General features: G+C 43.8%; 19 protein-coding genes, 1 pseudogene and 1 riboswitch. Of the genes and pseudogenes, 10 read left to right on the top strand and 10 right to left on the bottom strand.

Features of this window, described 5'->3' with window-relative positions; genetic code table 11:
• Window positions 1-199 precede the first annotated feature (199 nt).
• From CPY98_RS11535 to CPY98_RS11525, 3 genes are read right to left on the bottom strand one after another with little or no spacing between them, the layout of a single operon-like run.
• Window positions 200-1042, bottom strand: a complete 843-nt coding sequence (locus CPY98_RS11535) for an MBL fold metallo-hydrolase (protein WP_096387752.1) — start codon at window positions 1040-1042, stop codon at window positions 200-202.
• A gap of 13 nt (window positions 1043-1055) precedes the next feature.
• Complete coding sequence (locus CPY98_RS11530; RefSeq protein ID WP_096387750.1) at window positions 1056-1382, bottom strand: hypothetical protein; 327 nt, start codon at window positions 1380-1382, stop codon at window positions 1056-1058.
• A gap of 4 nt (window positions 1383-1386) precedes the next feature.
• Window positions 1387-1932 carry a sugar ABC transporter gene (locus CPY98_RS11525; RefSeq protein ID WP_096387748.1) on the bottom strand — a complete coding sequence of 182 codons (546 nt, stop codon included), beginning with the start codon at window positions 1930-1932 and terminating at the stop codon, window positions 1387-1389.
• 167 nt (window positions 1933-2099) lie between these two features.
• On the opposite strand from CPY98_RS11525, the gene CPY98_RS11520 reads away from it, so the two are divergent.
• The gene (locus CPY98_RS11520; RefSeq protein ID WP_043493539.1) at window positions 2100-3002 is read left to right on the top strand and encodes a LysR substrate-binding domain-containing protein; all 903 of its coding nucleotides are present in this window, start codon (window positions 2100-2102) and stop codon (window positions 3000-3002) included.
• A 100-nt stretch (window positions 3003-3102) separates the two neighbouring features.
• Here the strand turns inward: CPY98_RS11520 and CPY98_RS11515 are convergent, their stop codons facing one another.
• Window positions 3103-4311: an MFS transporter gene (locus CPY98_RS11515; protein ID WP_096387746.1), complete on the bottom strand. Its 1209-nt coding sequence runs from the start codon at window positions 4309-4311 to the stop codon at window positions 3103-3105.
• A 103-nt stretch (window positions 4312-4414) separates the two neighbouring features.
• Here CPY98_RS11515 and CPY98_RS11510 point away from each other — a divergent pair, with 103 nt between their 5' ends.
• Both CPY98_RS11510 and tolA read left to right on the top strand, forming a co-directional pair.
• Entirely contained in the window at window positions 4415-5356 is a 942-nt protein-coding gene (locus CPY98_RS11510; RefSeq protein ID WP_046449182.1) for a LysR family transcriptional regulator, read from the top strand.
• A 29-nt stretch (window positions 5357-5385) separates the two neighbouring features.
• Window positions 5386-5769, top strand: a complete 384-nt coding sequence (tolA, locus tag CPY98_RS11505) for a cell envelope integrity protein TolA (protein ID WP_046449183.1) — start codon at window positions 5386-5388, stop codon at window positions 5767-5769.
• A gap of 122 nt (window positions 5770-5891) precedes the next feature.
• On the opposite strand, the gene CPY98_RS11500 is transcribed toward tolA, so the two are convergent.
• On the bottom strand, window positions 5892-6128 hold the full coding sequence (locus tag CPY98_RS11500) for a hypothetical protein (RefSeq protein ID WP_051874146.1): 237 nt from the start codon (window positions 6126-6128) through the stop codon (window positions 5892-5894).
• A gap of 85 nt (window positions 6129-6213) precedes the next feature.
• Here CPY98_RS11500 and CPY98_RS20910 point away from each other — a divergent pair.
• The 3 genes and pseudogenes from CPY98_RS20910 to CPY98_RS11490 form a co-directional block, all read left to right on the top strand.
• Window positions 6214-6327: pseudogene (locus CPY98_RS20910) on the top strand (hypothetical protein); the annotation flags it as partial.
• Window positions 6328-6445: 118 nt separating this feature from the next.
• On the top strand, window positions 6446-6691 hold the full coding sequence (locus tag CPY98_RS11495; RefSeq protein ID WP_043493530.1) for a YmjA family protein: 246 nt from the start codon (window positions 6446-6448) through the stop codon (window positions 6689-6691).
• Window positions 6692-7091: 400 nt separating this feature from the next.
• Window positions 7092-7394, top strand: coding sequence for a hypothetical protein (locus tag CPY98_RS11490; RefSeq protein WP_043493527.1), 303 nt, complete (start codon window positions 7092-7094; stop codon window positions 7392-7394).
• Between the two features lie 105 nt (window positions 7395-7499).
• Here the strand turns inward: CPY98_RS11490 and CPY98_RS11485 are convergent, their stop codons facing one another.
• The 3 genes from CPY98_RS11485 to CPY98_RS21010 all read right to left on the bottom strand — a co-directional run bounded on the left by CPY98_RS11485 (window position 7500) and on the right by CPY98_RS21010 (window position 8982).
• The gene (locus tag CPY98_RS11485) at window positions 7500-7982 is read right to left on the bottom strand and encodes a cold-shock protein (RefSeq protein ID WP_040046592.1); all 483 of its coding nucleotides are present in this window, start codon (window positions 7980-7982) and stop codon (window positions 7500-7502) included.
• Between the two features lie 153 nt (window positions 7983-8135).
• Window positions 8136-8675, bottom strand: a complete 540-nt coding sequence (locus CPY98_RS11480) for a DUF2058 domain-containing protein (protein WP_040046593.1) — start codon at window positions 8673-8675, stop codon at window positions 8136-8138.
• A gap of 133 nt (window positions 8676-8808) precedes the next feature.
• Window positions 8809-8982: a YnfU family zinc-binding protein gene (locus CPY98_RS21010; protein ID WP_219334615.1), complete on the bottom strand. Its 174-nt coding sequence runs from the start codon at window positions 8980-8982 to the stop codon at window positions 8809-8811.
• 244 nt (window positions 8983-9226) lie between these two features.
• Between CPY98_RS21010 and CPY98_RS11470 the strand changes: the two genes are divergently transcribed.
• A complete protein-coding gene (locus CPY98_RS11470) occupies window positions 9227-9430 on the top strand; it encodes a hypothetical protein (RefSeq protein WP_025796988.1) in 204 nt (67 codons plus the stop codon).
• A 62-nt stretch (window positions 9431-9492) separates the two neighbouring features.
• Here the strand turns inward: CPY98_RS11470 and CPY98_RS11465 are convergent, their stop codons facing one another.
• Window positions 9493-9933, bottom strand: coding sequence for a GNAT family N-acetyltransferase (locus CPY98_RS11465; RefSeq protein WP_096387742.1), 441 nt, complete (start codon window positions 9931-9933; stop codon window positions 9493-9495).
• A gap of 203 nt (window positions 9934-10136) precedes the next feature.
• A riboswitch (yybP-ykoY riboswitch) is annotated at window positions 10137-10259 on the top strand.
• Between the two features lie 92 nt (window positions 10260-10351).
• Here CPY98_RS11465 and CPY98_RS11460 point away from each other — a divergent pair.
• Window positions 10352-11353, top strand: a complete 1002-nt coding sequence (locus tag CPY98_RS11460) for a sodium:calcium antiporter (protein ID WP_046449185.1) — start codon at window positions 10352-10354, stop codon at window positions 11351-11353.
• Between the two features lie 100 nt (window positions 11354-11453).
• Here the strand turns inward: CPY98_RS11460 and CPY98_RS11455 are convergent, their stop codons facing one another.
• Window positions 11454-12338: a GNAT family N-acetyltransferase gene (locus CPY98_RS11455; RefSeq protein WP_096387740.1), complete on the bottom strand. Its 885-nt coding sequence runs from the start codon at window positions 12336-12338 to the stop codon at window positions 11454-11456.
• Between the two features lie 315 nt (window positions 12339-12653).
• On the opposite strand from CPY98_RS11455, the gene umuD reads away from it, so the two are divergent.
• The gene (umuD, locus tag CPY98_RS11450; protein ID WP_096387738.1) at window positions 12654-13073 is read left to right on the top strand and encodes a translesion error-prone DNA polymerase V autoproteolytic subunit; all 420 of its coding nucleotides are present in this window, start codon (window positions 12654-12656) and stop codon (window positions 13071-13073) included.
• On the top strand, window positions 13073-14341 hold the full coding sequence (gene umuC, locus CPY98_RS11445; protein WP_096387736.1) for a translesion error-prone DNA polymerase V subunit UmuC: 1269 nt from the start codon (window positions 13073-13075) through the stop codon (window positions 14339-14341). The genes umuD and umuC overlap by 1 nt, the downstream gene beginning before the upstream one ends.
• Window positions 14342-14373 lie beyond the last annotated feature (32 nt).

Genomic DNA, 14373 nt, shown 5'->3' with positions numbered 1-14373 from the left:
TTTAGGGCTATCAAAAACCCGTGGTAGGTGGGAGGGTTAGACGGTAGTTCTATCTTCAGGTTCCAATTAGGCATTCCTTAGTTTTTTATGATTATTGTTGGTGGATAGTCGCTAATATTTAGGTTCGCTTTGTGCCATAAGTAGACTTTGATAACTTTGCGTTGACCCATCAATGGGTGAGTAAGCTAGGCATTACCATTCATTTCTGAGGGTAGGAAATATGATATCTATTATTCCCCCTGAGAACGAGAGCAAAGCCAGCACGGCCTAAGTGCATACTTCCAATAAGCAGTTTTTCTCTGACTACCTGTTCCAAAAATTTTCTCCGTGTTTCTTCGGCTTGAGCAGGATCGACGTCAAACAAAACGGAAACAGTCGGTTGTGCCGACTGAATATGCGGATAATGGAAGATGTCCCCGCCAATTAATAAGCTTTGACCGCCCGAATCAATACGAAACCCTGTATGCCCAGGTGTATGACCCGGTAGCCACACTGGGACGATGCCCTTTGCTATCTCGCTATTGCTAAAAAAACGGATCTTCTGTGCATAAGTATCTAACGTTTGACGGGCCAGCCTGATATTACGTTGTCCACGTTCACTCGCTATTTTAAGTTTTTCATCATCCCACCAGTATTCTGCTTCGAGAGAATGAAGAAGAAGTTCAGCATGCTTAAAGGCTGGCCGTTTTTCAGCATCCAATAGGCCTCCAATGTGATCTGGGTGGCAGTGTGTTAATAAGACTGTATCTACTTCGTTAGCGCTGATCCCGAGGGTTGCGAGATTTGCTTTGAGCTGCCCGCCCACGTTGTTCAGTCCCCCAGCACCGGCATCGATCAGAATCGTTCTCCCCTGACCACGAATGAGATAACAGGTGATATGGATATTACCTGGCTCCGTAACCCCAGCCGTGTACTGAATACCCTCTGCATCCGTTGCTTCAATGCCGGATAGTAAATCTAGGCTGGCAGACATATCGCCATCACTCAGAGCCGTTACCTGAAAATCCCCTATCTGACGGGATGGGAAGATCTGATTGTTCATAAATACCTCAAGGTTAGTTGCGGGCGTATAGTTGTGATGAAGTAGAACCAAAACAGCGAATACGGGCTATTAGCCCCGAAGCCTGCTGAGTGGCGAGATCCAATTCATACATAAAGTTCTTCATCACTTCTGGCGTACGCAGTGTTGTCATACGATAAAAAAGTTCGGCGTATACCAAATGCCCGCATCCAGATTTTATATCGACATATATGATATGAACTTTTTCGGGTTCTGCACCGAGAATGCCACAGCAGAGAGCGCTACAGTTATGAGTAAAACTGGGAAGGTCCGCAAACCTGTCCGATTGATCTTCAGAAATATAAAAAGTCAGATTAGGCATGATTTTATAGCTTCGCTCTTTGATAGCCCTTAACAGAATTTTGCAACTGCGATGTAAGGGGTTCGTAGAGATAGACCCCGGGTACATCCGCAAACGATGCTGCATTTTCACGTGGCAGAATGTATGCAATGCGACGTTCCGGGAATTTATCCAGTCCTACCGCGTGCATTTCCAGAGCCCGGTACCTAGGGATTGTCGCTACAGAGCTTATCGGTTGAGCGCACAATAGCAGGATTTCATCTGGGGATACGGCCGGAGCCAGACCTTCACATTCATATAGATTTCGATACCAGTCAGTGATATAGGCCTGCCAACGAGAGAAATTCCCACCCCCTTTCAGCCGATAATCATCACTGCTAAGAACATCCGCATTTTTAACGGTATGAATAGCGAGGTAAACAGGCTTACCGGCTTTGGCGGCACGGAAACGCTGAGACGTACTGAATCCGATAACCGATATTAACGCTGGCAATTTTTCCTTGCTGTAAAATTCATTCCACTCATCCTCGCTATCAGGATCGTTATATGAGCATTCCACGGTATAGAACATCGACTTCCCTCCACATAAAACAAGTAGCAAGAAATTAATAAACCTAATCAATGATTTTTCATCATGCTACCCACTGTTTTTCCCTCTATAAATCGATATTATTTCATGGTTTAGTGACATTAACTCACTGATGGCGCACCACAGATACAGAGAAAGGAACCGTTTTTATGCGCAGGAAAATACCCAGTAGCGCTTCCCTGCAAGCTTTTGATGCCGCCGCAAGGCATGGTAATTTTGCCAGGGCCGCAGAGGAACTATCGCTGACGGAAGGAGCCATTAGTCGCCAGATTGCACGCCTTGAACTTTTGCTCAACCGTAAACTGTTCGACCGTACGGGAAGTCGCGTGAAGCTCAATCCAGCAGGCGCACACTATGCTCATCACATCCGCGAAACGCTTGAGCGGCTCGAACGGGATACTCAGTACATAATGGGAATACCTGAAGGAAGTAAGAGTCTGGATATTGCTGCTCTGCCTACCTTTTCCAGTCGATGGCTTATTCCTCGTCTGGGTGGTTTTAAGGCTATGTATCCGGATATAACATTGAATATTGCTGCCAGAACCGATCCTTTCATTCTGACCGAAAGTGGTTTTGACGCCGCTATTCATTTTGAGCATCCAGCATGGGCGGGCATGCGCATACAATTTCTTTTTGAGGAAAAACTGGTACCTGTATGCCAACCAACACTGTTAACGGATAAGGACGTCTATGAACAATTAAACGATATCCCACGGATCCATCGGCGGCAGAATCCGGATGCATGGCATCACTATGCGAATGAAAATGAAATAAGTCTTGGCAATCCGACGCAGGGAGTTCGGTATGATCTTCATGAAATGGCTATAGCTGCCGTAATGACAGGACAGGGCGTTGCCTTGGTGCCGCGGATGTATGTCCAGAATGAATTGAGCCGTGGCTTACTTGTTTCGCCTTGGCCAGAGTCAGAAAGTCTGAGCAAAAAATTTTGTCTAGTAAAACCGCCGGAAACTGGAGTAAATGAAGCTGCATTGGAGATTTTTGAACGATGGTTGCTTGCTGAAATACATACTCTTGCAGAAGCATCTATTTGAAGCCATTAATGCCAAAGTATGACATCACGCTCGCCGTTCGCTCATAGCGGACCTGACAGCTAACTGTACTATTCACTTTGTGCCAACAGCGGACGTTATGCTAATCAATGATGAGATGATCTGGCGAGATCTTACGTTTAGCCAGTTTCTTTTGCAGAATGATTACGATAATTGGGAGTGCTAATGCGGAAATTGCACATACTGCCAATAACATGTTCACATTTTGTGGTGCCATGCCATGATTAGGTAATAGAAAAGCGGACAGGAAAAATGCAACGGTTGTAATTAGATACATTATTGATGTCTGTAATGAAGAGAATCCAGCTCGTTGACTATCATCAGGAAACTGAATTGTAACCGCCGAAGATGAAACCAAACGACTGTAAGATGCGCCAAGAAATAACATAATAAATAACGCCGGATGCTGATAGCCCAGCATTGGTATTAGCAAACTCAGTATAAAAACTATGGTTGAACCTGTAGCCAGAATCAAAGCAGAAAAACGGGAGGTTAATTCGCCTGTCATTTTTGTAGACAGGTACCCTGCAACACCACCGCCGAAGAACAGCCAAGTTAACAGGTCTTGAGAAGCACCTAGTTGCTGTGTCATTAAAGGTACCAGAATAGGAATGACTAACATTGGACTAAACTGTACAAGCGCATTACCTGAAGCAAACAGTAAAGTATCCCTATTGAGAGGCAGTGCGTGGCGTGTGTCGAAAGAGGCTGGGTCTTGAGGGATGATGGCGACAATCAGTGGCAACGCCAACAAACACAGTGTACTGATTAACCACAAAGCGGCATGCCAACCGTAATGAGTACAAAGAAATAATATAGTGGGCATTCCTACAATGCTTACCATCGAAAATGACGCAATCACCGTCGCCAACATTTTTCCACGCAAGTTAGTCGGTGCGTGGTTTATCAATATACTGATACCCACCCCCATTGTCGTACCTCCAACCAATCCCGCACAGAATCGTAATGTAAGCAGAAGACTAAAACTGGAGGTAAATGTCGTCAAAAGTGTCAGTAGGCAGAGTAGTGCCATGTTGGCGATTAAGAAACGTTTCTTGTTGAAACGGCCAATCCAGTAAAAGGCGGCAATTCCCGATAGGACTGCCCCAAATGTGTACATGCCGGATACATAGCCTGCGAATGACACGGGAACTGCGAAATCGGCGGCCATGAAGGCAAATACTGGGTTGAACATCATATATTCCAGCGCATTAGTGAACTGGATAAAAGCCATTACAATAGCTATCCGTAAGAGAGATTTATGGTTAAACGTTGTTGTGACCAGTGGCATAGCAAGTGACCTGAGGATGAAAGATATCCGAGTTTAACCGCTATCAAAGCTGTTCATTAGATGGTAAAAATGGCACTTATTATTATCATTTATGGGATAGTTGATGCGTCCGGCTCTTGATTTTAATGCCCTGAGAGTGTTCATTGCTGTGGTTGAAAGAGAAAGTTTTGTTGGGGCATCGAAAGCCCTCGAAATGCCGACATCAAATGTGAGTCGTTGTATTTCTCAGTTAGAAGACAAACTGAATCTTCAACTCATTGAGCGCAGTACCCGACATATGAAACTCACTCAGGCGGGGCACCTACTCTATACTCGTGCGAAGCCTTTATTGGAGGCGCTTGAACAAACTGAAACAGAATTAACGTTGCGTCAAATGCAACTCAAGGGCCCATTACGTATCTGTATCCCCAATGAAATAGGTCCTGCATTGTTGGGTTCTGTGGTTGCCGATTTCGCCTGTCAGCACCCTGATCTAGAAATAAGCTGCGTGACAAATTTGTCTGGTTTTGAATCCCTGCGAGATGATCTGGATTTAGCGATCATTGTTAGCCGTGGTCAGATGGATGACAGTGACTGCATAGCCCGCCATCTGGTGACTATCCCTTGCACCATCGTTGCAGCTCCCTCCATCATTCAGCGTTATGGCATCCCTTCTCGTATACAGCAATTTGAAGAATTACCCTGTATTACTACGGTAAGTGCACTTAAAGGTGCTCCTTGGCAGTTTGTTAATAAAAAAGGGGAGTTCGAGACTATTAAGGTTAAAGGCCATTATCGGGTAAATAGCGGAGAGATGGCAGGACGGGCGGCGGTATCAGGTGTCGGTTTTGCCATTCTATCGAAACAAGCCTGCCAACCTTACCTTAACGATGGACGGTTAATTGAGATTGAGTTTGAACAATCGGTAGCCCCATTGCAATTGTTCGCACTTTATTCAGATCGGCGTTATTTACCCGCTAAAACAAGAGCGCTCATTGATTTCATGCAGCAAAAATTGAGTAATATATCTTTCGCAACAACCAATCATGTTGCATCTGGGGATTAAATAGTTGTCACAGACAATGGTGGAGTAATATGAAGATACTTGTTTCGTTATTGGGAGTAGGGGCACTATGCGCGCTATCGCTTTTGTCAGGATGTAGCAATAAGACTAATTCACAAGTCGCGGACTCTAAAGGGACTGAGCTTAGCCAAGCTATTAGAAATTATGCTGGTGATATTCAATCTGCAATAGAGTGGCATTTTAAAATACAACCCAGCTTCAAAGGGAAAATTTGCAATTTACGCATTAATCTTGCCCCTGATGGTCGTTTGTTGGCAGTGACTGCAGAAGATGGCGACCCAACGTTATGTAGTGACGCGGTCAAGGCAGTGAAACTAGCCAAATTCCCTAAGCCACCGAGCAATGAGGTCTATCAGATTTTTAAAAATACAATAATTGCTGTTAGACCTGATTGATTTAGACGATAAATAATCACGAGCGACTCAATCAAAGGTTATCTTTGGGGGACAGCACATTATTCAGTGAGGAAGGGATAATCTAGGGCGAATTGTATACTGTCCAATCGCATGAGTTATTTCTATGTAGCACCGGTAGCTCTATCCATTACAGGAGCTAGCATAAATGCGATACCCAGTAAGATACTAATCAGCAAAAATGCATCGGAAAATGCCATTGTTTGCGCTTCTCGCATCATTATTTGGCTGAGTAATTTTGCCGCTGCCAGTAATCCTGTGGCACTGTTACTCTCCCCTTGAATAAATATTGAGGCGTTGCTGGCAATAAATTCATCCACCGTTTGTGGCACAGACACCATCTTTTCACCTATTCTCTTTGTTGCTACGGGCAATGTTCTGCTGAAAACCGTACTGGTATCCGAGGTGCAGAGCAAAACGTTGGGCAGTGTTATTCAAATCGCCCACCGGCTAGGCTATGCTTCTGCGGAGTCTTTCGGAAATATGTTTAAACGCAAGACGGACTTTTCACCTGGTAAATATAGCATTTTGATGAGTTAAACTGCTGTCGCAGGTTCAGGCCTGATTATCACACGCCAGAAAATATAGGAAGAATGATATTATTAAAACCAGACGATATAGATCGTCACTGACTTGGATCTAACTTTGGAGATGGATTATGAATAATGAAGTATCCCTGAAATATTATGACATTTTGGATGAATATTCGACGGAATCAGCAAAACCAGTGAGCGAGTCGGAACGTGATTCTCTAGCGCATTACTTCCAGCTACTGATTACCCGCTTAATGAACAACGAAGAAGTGAGTGAAGATACGCAGAAACAGATGGCCGGCGAGGCGGGTATTGACGAGCAACGAATTGATGATATTGCCGAGTTTCTCAATCGATGGGGTAATGAGTAGCTCATTTTGCATAAGGTGCTCAGTGTGGGTTGCTAGCAACATCACTACGTCTTGGTTGTTAGATGCTAGCGGCTTTACGTTGCGCTGGGTATATCAGTCCGTCATTTTCGCGGTTAATGAAGAGTAAACAAATAACGTGCAGTTATTGTTTATGTTATTTCATTCGGCTACTCTGAGAGCGTTGCATGTTTTAACCCAGCTTATGGAAAAGGGTGGTTGCCATGAACAACTTAAGTTGACGCACGGCTGCGGCAACAAACCACTATCCTAGCTGGTAACAGCGGATTTATCTTTTGAGTGAATATCTATGGATCAGGGAAGGGGATTTATGGATTCGAATTCTATAAGTAATTCTTTTTTATATTGATATTCACTAAGCTTTAATTATAAGTGATTAATAATGAATAAGTTTATTACTCTTTCAGCGGTGCTACTCCTTTCTGGGTGTAGCACCTATCAATGGGTGAAACCGGGTTCTAATGCAAATGATGCCGCCATCGCTGAAACCAAATGTGAAGCTCAGGCCCTAAGAGACCTACCTCCAGATAATGTTGTTAGTTCGACATATACGACAAAAGATAAGAAAAATAAAACGTCTGATACGAGCTATTCGGTTTCTGACGCAAATGAGTCAAAGCGCAAAGTGCTGATTAAAGATTGCATGTACAGCAAGGGCTGGTCACAGATCGAAACGCAAAACTAACGTATTTTTAGCGGTTTGAAAAATTGAAAAGGCCACCTTAGGTGGCCTCTTTTATGGGCTGAAACCCTGTTTTTGCATCGGACAAGAGCCCAGCATTGGAATCACTTAGACCTTGAGCAGTTTCACCGTCGCATCTATGTCGATTTCATCTTCAGTGAAGATTAGCGTCGTTTCCTGAAAAGTGGTGATCGCCAGTTTTTTCAGCGATCGCATTTCATCTGATTGAGTCGATGCTTTTGGTCTGATGCTGTTCATCAATATGCCGACCGATAGCACGGTATTTTCTTTATCAATACGGGTATCGGCTGGCACTTCTTCGCTGTAAACGAGGTAAGACTTAATCGACGTCAGCTTAATACGCTCGCCTGCGATGTAGATATATTTGCTGTCTGGAATAACTTTTACAGAATAAGCCGATAGGCCCTTGTTATTCGTGGTGGGTTCGAATGTGACCGCCGCATCTTTTTTAATCAGCTCAGGGTTGGCGACTTTAATCACATGAAAATAGCGGTTATCACCGTTTTCATCTTTGATAAATCCAAAACCTTTATCTTCAAACCACGTTGTGATCGTTCCATTCATCGCCATTACCGCCTACTTAAATTGTTTATCTACTCAGTTTTTGCAGCGCGCAGTGTAAAGCACAATGTCTGCGTAGCCTACGTCTTTCCATGATCGGGGTGAACATAAAATCGTGACGAGAGTAAAAGCCCATTTGGGCTTTTTAAGCTTCGACACTCATTACCACATCAAATCATCAGGAACTTTAAAGTCGGCGTACGGATCTTCTTCATCTTGCTCTTCCTGACTCAGCGCACTATTTAATACGATACTGTCCGCGTCACGCTGCGCAATCTTATCGGCCACGCTTGCGGGAATAATTGCGTATCCGGCCTCACTGCTGCCATCGACAACTAAGCGAGCAATCGCGAGACGACCATTAATCAACTGAGATTGGGTCAGCTTATCGACATAGAGTTTCTTAATTAAATTATTATCAGTGAAATTAAATCCGATGTCGCCTTTTGAAATGTCAATTCTATTCATTTCAATCAGTTGCTTCACTTGGGCTTTGTATTCTTTCGATAAAGCGGCTTGCTTTTGTTGTTCGCTTAACTGTTTGTCTCGTTCAAGCTGCGCTTTTTTATTTTCTTCCACGGCTTCTCTCGCCTCGCGAGCCTGAACGCGTGATTTTTTAGCCGTTCTTTGCACTTTGGCCATTTTTTTGCTGGTGACGAGTCCAGCTTTAAGCATCTGCTCTTGTAAGGTGAGTTTTGTCATCTTCGTTTCTAAACCAGTTGAATAATAGGTGGGATTATACCTGTAATTTTTAAGACTATGCCAGAGCGTAGAACCATGCTTGATACATAGCTTAAAGGCTGCCTAAAGCAGCCTTGTTTAGAAACACTAAGTGTTACTCTTTGGTTTTAATCTCATTAGGCAAGAAATACTCACCGCACCTTGTACAAATCAGTGTTGTGTTCTTGCGAATTTTCGAAACACTTTGCTCTGATACATGAGAGCATTTGGGGCAGGTGATCTGTATAGAACGAGTACTATATAGCTTTAAACCATCAAAAAATGACATAAGGCTTTCTCTGAGTACATGGGAGATCACCATACACTGAAAGCTCAGCAATAGCCCTAAAATGCCTATTTATTGTTCATTATTGCCATATGACACAAGCCGTGTAGCGTGCATTTATAAACTATAGTGTCATTACTCGTATAATTAAGGGATAGAACCGTCACGTCTGGCATTAATGTGTCTGACTCTGAAGGTGATGCCCACAATGCGTATTTTAACCACTAAACAAGAGGACTCACTCCCAATGAAACAACAAAATGACCATGAGCTAACTGAACAGCAAAAAGAAGAAATAGACGAGTTCGCGTTACAGAGAGTCAGAGCAATGAACAGTGATGAGTTTTTATGTCAGGATATCGACGCCAAAATTCACGCGATGGGAGAGAGCGTGAAAGCCTATTTCAAGACTCGTCTTTCATTTCATTCTAAAGCAAATAAAGAGCAGTAATCATACTGGTGTGGGTTCGATAAAATAGGAGAGTCTGGTTGTCATCGGCCCACATTGCCGTCTCAGCAAGAATATCTCATATGCAATAACGGAAACGGCTTTCCCTGACTGTCTACTGCTGAGCGGCCTGTTTGCACAAATCCCATGTGTTTATAAAAAGCGGCGCCTTGAGGGTTTTGCTCATTAACATCCACTTCATTTGCGTGTAATTTCTCAATGGCATAAGTAAGAAGTTGCTTTCCGACACCTTTCCCTCTGCTCGCTGCATCAACAAACAGCATTTCAATACGATTTTCATCAACGCCTATAAATCCGTGGATCGTACCCGTTGCATCTCGGGTAATAAAAACGGGTAGGTTTGGCAAATAGGTATTAAGTAATAAAGGGCGTAACTCCGTGATGTCGCTTTCGGTTAGGAAAAAGTGAGTTTCTCGAACTGAGGTTTCCCAGATACTAACGAGGCGCTCAAATACGGAAGAGTCAGCAGGTTCTATGGTTAGCATAATAATATTCCGATGCGTAGGCCTTGAGGATGAATGCAGGGGATTTGCATTGATCCAGTCTTGAACTTAATTCTTATCACATGAATATTATCATCATTATGCCAGTTTTCTTTCTCGTAGTCCTTCGATCCTAAACAGAACAAAAACAGACTGATGACTTCATTTGAACTCCCGAGACGCGTGTATTCAGTTCTGGTAGCATGCCGACACTATCATTGGGGAGTAGCCATCCTTCAGCCGTACTGGGAGTACTGCTAGGGAGTCCACGTCAACAAACTTGAGGTTTATTTCCTCATGGCGTGGTCAGCCATTGCGAAAGCATAGCCAGGCGAGACTTTTGGTCGCAATACACTTTCCCAGCCGGGCGAGTCGTGTTGTTGCACCATTGGGATCCGACTCGCCCGGCCACATCATTATTATGTATCAAACAATCACCTTCTTTTTCCTTTCTGCGATCGCTATTTATTTAGCCTGTGAGTGTTTTGTTAATGGGATCGAATGGTTCGGGCGGCGGCTAAATATTGGCGCTACAGCCGTTGGTTCTGTGCTTGCCGCTTTTGGCACCGCACTGCCTGAAAGCACGGTGACCTTTATGGCGGTAGTCTTTGGTAGTACGCCAGAACAAAAAAATATTGGGGTCGGCGCTGCGATGGGGGGGCCACTGGTGTTAGCGACTCTGGCCTATGCTGTGGTTGGATTAGCGCTGATTTGCCATCATCGGCGTTCCAATCGAAAGAGCGCCAAAATCCGGGCCGATTATGCGCGTATGAGCCATGATCAGGCTGCATTTCTCGCCGTATTTTTTGTTAAAGTTGCGTTAGGCCTGATTGTTTTTACTTTGAAGCCATGGTTGGGCGTTTTATTTCTCGTGGCCTATGCGCTCTATGTTTGGCGGGAAATCAGGAATAGCGATACTGCACCTGAAGAAGAAATGATTGAACCGCTCAAAATTCGGCCCTCAGCAATTGAGCCGCCAATGGGTTGGATTGTGCTGCAAATTGTTTTATCACTGATCGTTATCGCGACAGCTTCTCATATTTTTATCAGCCAGCTTGAGAATATAGGAACTATCATGCATTGGCCCCCGCACTTAGTCGCTTTATTTCTGAGCCCCGTAGCGACCGAACTACCCGAAATAATGAATGCGCTGATTTGGGTGCGTCAGGGCAAAGAGCGTTTAGCTCTGGCTAATATTTCGGGGGCGATGATGATTCAAGCAACCATTCCCAGCGCGCTAGGCTTATTTTTCACACCGTGGTTGTTTGATGGTCCGTTGTTAGTCGCTGGAATAGTGACCGCCTTGGCTATTGTTTATCTCTGGCACGTTTTTCGTCGAGGTATTGCTGATGGACGTGCATTAATCATTGTCAGTGGAGGGTATGCGCTATTTGTGCTATTGGTATTCGGCTATGTCGCGTAGCGATCGTTATTGACTGACTATACGCCGGAGTAAATTTGAAACTCCGGCGTTTATATGGTTATACAAAGTATAAAATCATATTCGGATGGCAGTTGTGAGCTTAAAAAATAGATTTCCCTAATTTTACTTCATTTGACCATAGTTTTTTATAGGCCCACTTATCGTTTGATCTGCCGATGCTAAAAATAAACTCTTTATTTTTCTGCTGGCAAAGATTACGTGCTTCACTGATATTAGCGAAAAGCAAAAGGCTCCCGACACTAAAATCTTTTATCGTTGTATCAATCCCACCATTGTGATCGTCAAAATAAATCCAGTTGTTGCATTCTGCCTGATAAATTAAGTCGTAAGCACAGGGTTCGCCCTTATAGAATAAAACGTTACCAAAAATCATTGTTCGGATTGACTCTATAAATTCAGCAAGTTCTGTGATATCGCTGTGATTATGTTGACTCCCCCAACGCATACCAGATAATTTGAGGTAAATTGCACTGAGTTGCTCGCTGCTAAAGGAGGAAGCGGAAACGACTTCTCCGCCATTTTTGAGAAACTTGTTCATATCAGATTGTCTTTTCTTATTCGTTTTCTTAGAAAATGAATCTTTAACAAGACATATTGATCGCCGGTTTAATACGCCATAGGTGAAGTTAAGGAATTGTTTTTTATGTCTAATAGAGAGTTCTTTCGATTTTGCAGGTAGATAGAAACTTCCTAAATCTGGTGAGATTGGGAGAATAATATTCTCAAATATAACTGGGATTTTCTTGTGCGGATGGATAATTTCCCCACACTTATCAGTGAAGTATGCACCAACGATTTTTCCATTCGCTTCTTTATGAAAAAACTGAATTTGATTGGGGGCTCTATCTTCCAATATTTTTAATACTAAAGGATGGTTGCATACACTCCCGCCAAATTCACGATAAGCCTGGCAATAAATCTCATAGCTGGATGATTTCCACCCTAATAATTTTGCTGGTAACATGTTGCGATTTTCCAAAATAACTCGGTTTACTTTTCGCAAATTTACCAATGTGTTCCTCAATATTGATTAAACCACATTGCGTTATTAAGCAGATCGTATGCTAGATACCTGAATAGGGAGTTCATATTATCTTTTGGACTCAATAGCCATATATTTTCAGGTAAGCTGGCTAAGAATAAAATTAAGCCCGAAGAAATATAATTCTTTCCAAATCAGAACTTTCCCGTATAGAACTGCCGATCTGGAGAGTAGGCACTTTTCATTCTTAAAATCACGCATTATACTGTATGCATATACAGTTATTGGTTTAATGTTATGAAATTCTATCCTGCTTGTTTGAGCGAGCCTTCGGCACCACTTCCGTTGTACGCAGACTGCGTGCCCGCGGGTTTTCCAAGTCCCGCGGCTGACTACATTGATAAACCGATCAATTTAAATGAGCTACTTATTGCTCATCCGGCATCAACCTATTTTGTGCGTGTTTCTGGTGACTCAATGACGGGGGCGGGGATCTTTGATGGCTCACTGCTGCTGGTGGATTCAAGCATGAGGCCTAAGCATAACGACATTATCATTGCGTGCCTCGGCGGTGAGTTCACGGTAAAGCGTTATGTAACCCGTCCTAGGATCATGCTGCTTGCCGAAAATCCAGAGTATTCAGCGATCGAATTCAGTGAGGGCGAAGTGCTTGAGACATTCGGGGTCGTTAAGTTTGTGATCAACGAGGCGCGCTAATGTTCGCCCTTGTTGATGTGAATAGTTTTTATGCCAGCTGCGAGGCGGTATTTCGCCCCGATTTGCATGGTAAGCCAATAGTTGTTCTTTCAAATAACGATGGTTGTGTCATTGCGCGTTCTGCGGAGGCTAAACAACTCGGAGTGACCATGGGGGCACCTTATTTCAAGCAGCGGAGGCTGTTTGAGCAATATGGCGTACATGTTTTTAGCAGTAATTATTCACTTTATGGCGATATGAGCCAGAGAGTGATGTTATTGCTTGAGGCTATGGTTCCGCGTGTTGAAGTGTATTCCATCGATGAGGCATTTATGGATCTGCGTGGCGTCAGCCATTGCCATAACCTTGAAGCGTTTGGGCACGAAGTTCGTGAACAAATTAAGCGGGGGACTCACCTGGATGTGGGTATAGGTATTGCCCCAACAAAAACGTTGGCTAAATTGGCTAACCATGCGGCAAAACAGTGGCCGCAAACTGCGGGCGTTGTAGATTTGTCTAACAAGCTTAGGCAACGCAAGTTGATGGCACTGATGCCTGTTGAAGAGGTGTGGGGCGTTGGTAGGCAGATATCAAAATCGCTTAGAACGCAGGGTATTGATACGGCGCTGAAGTTGGCTGAGATGGATTTGGCCTATGTTCGCCGTAACTACACCGTCGTTCTTGAAAGAACCGTGCGGGAGCTGCGTGGTGAATCATGCTTAAATATTGAAGATGCTGCATTGGCGAAACAGCAGATTGTATGTAGCCGTAGTTTTGGCGAACGTATTACAGAATATCAAGATCTGAAGGAAGCTATCTGCAGCTATGCAGAAAGGGCCGCAGAGAAACTACGGGGCGAAAGGCAGTTTTGTAAACATGTGAGTACTTTTATTAAAACGTCGCCATTTGCTGCGCATGAAATGCATTACAACAATTTAGCGTCGGCTCGGTTAGAAATACCCACTAATGATACTCGAGACATCATTAAACACGCATTGATTTGCTTAGATCACATTTGGAAGCCTGATAAACGCTACCAAAAGGGCGGAGTTATGCTCGGGGATTTCTACGATCACGGCATTTCGCAATTGAATCTGTTCGATGAGTTTAACCCTAAGCCTAATAGTGAAGCTCTGATGAAAGTGCTCGACGAAATAAATAATAAAGGACGTAGCAAGGTGTGGTTTGCTGGGCAGGGAATAAAAAGGGATTGGCAGATGAAACGCAACATGCTGTCTCCAGCGTATACCACACGGTTTAGCGAATTGCCGATTGTGATGGCACATTAGAAAAGTCGCTGTTCCGTGGGGGGGCTAATATC

Origin of the sequence: Hafnia sp. CBA7124 (assembly GCF_002355555.1) — a bacterium.
GTDB classification, from domain to species: domain Bacteria; phylum Pseudomonadota; class Gammaproteobacteria; order Enterobacterales; family Enterobacteriaceae; genus Hafnia; species Hafnia alvei.
This window is presented reverse-complemented; position numbering and strand designations above follow the sequence as displayed.

What these genes read in the sequence shown, in the direction of transcription:
- CPY98_RS11535 (WP_096387752.1), bottom strand. Translation starts at nt 1,042, where the DNA reads ATGAACAATCAGATCTTCCCATCCCGTCAGATAGGGGATTTTCAGGTA.
- CPY98_RS11530 (WP_096387750.1), bottom strand. Translation starts at nt 1,382, where the DNA reads ATGCCTAATCTGACTTTTTATATTTCTGAAGATCAATCGGACAGGTTT.
- CPY98_RS11525 (WP_096387748.1), bottom strand. Translation starts at nt 1,932, where the DNA reads ATGTTCTATACCGTGGAATGCTCATATAACGATCCTGATAGCGAGGAT.
- CPY98_RS11520 (WP_043493539.1), top strand. Translation starts at nt 2,100, where the DNA reads ATGCGCAGGAAAATACCCAGTAGCGCTTCCCTGCAAGCTTTTGATGCC.
- CPY98_RS11515 (WP_096387746.1), bottom strand. Translation starts at nt 4,311, where the DNA reads ATGCCACTGGTCACAACAACGTTTAACCATAAATCTCTCTTACGGATA.
- CPY98_RS11510 (WP_046449182.1), top strand. Translation starts at nt 4,415, where the DNA reads ATGCGTCCGGCTCTTGATTTTAATGCCCTGAGAGTGTTCATTGCTGTG.
- tolA (WP_046449183.1), top strand. Translation starts at nt 5,386, where the DNA reads ATGAAGATACTTGTTTCGTTATTGGGAGTAGGGGCACTATGCGCGCTA.
- CPY98_RS11500 (WP_051874146.1), bottom strand. Translation starts at nt 6,128, where the DNA reads ATGGTGTCTGTGCCACAAACGGTGGATGAATTTATTGCCAGCAACGCC.
- CPY98_RS11495 (WP_043493530.1), top strand. Translation starts at nt 6,446, where the DNA reads ATGAATAATGAAGTATCCCTGAAATATTATGACATTTTGGATGAATAT.
- CPY98_RS11490 (WP_043493527.1), top strand. Translation starts at nt 7,092, where the DNA reads ATGAATAAGTTTATTACTCTTTCAGCGGTGCTACTCCTTTCTGGGTGT.
- CPY98_RS11485 (WP_040046592.1), bottom strand. Translation starts at nt 7,982, where the DNA reads ATGGCGATGAATGGAACGATCACAACGTGGTTTGAAGATAAAGGTTTT.
- CPY98_RS11480 (WP_040046593.1), bottom strand. Translation starts at nt 8,675, where the DNA reads ATGACAAAACTCACCTTACAAGAGCAGATGCTTAAAGCTGGACTCGTC.
- CPY98_RS21010 (WP_219334615.1), bottom strand. Translation starts at nt 8,982, where the DNA reads ATGTCATTTTTTGATGGTTTAAAGCTATATAGTACTCGTTCTATACAG.
- CPY98_RS11470 (WP_025796988.1), top strand. Translation starts at nt 9,227, where the DNA reads ATGAAACAACAAAATGACCATGAGCTAACTGAACAGCAAAAAGAAGAA.
- CPY98_RS11465 (WP_096387742.1), bottom strand. Translation starts at nt 9,933, where the DNA reads ATGCTAACCATAGAACCTGCTGACTCTTCCGTATTTGAGCGCCTCGTT.
- CPY98_RS11460 (WP_046449185.1), top strand. Translation starts at nt 10,352, where the DNA reads ATGTATCAAACAATCACCTTCTTTTTCCTTTCTGCGATCGCTATTTAT.
- CPY98_RS11455 (WP_096387740.1), bottom strand. Translation starts at nt 12,338, where the DNA reads ATGTTACCAGCAAAATTATTAGGGTGGAAATCATCCAGCTATGAGATT.
- umuD (WP_096387738.1), top strand. Translation starts at nt 12,654, where the DNA reads ATGAAATTCTATCCTGCTTGTTTGAGCGAGCCTTCGGCACCACTTCCG.
- umuC (WP_096387736.1), top strand. Translation starts at nt 13,073, where the DNA reads ATGTTCGCCCTTGTTGATGTGAATAGTTTTTATGCCAGCTGCGAGGCG.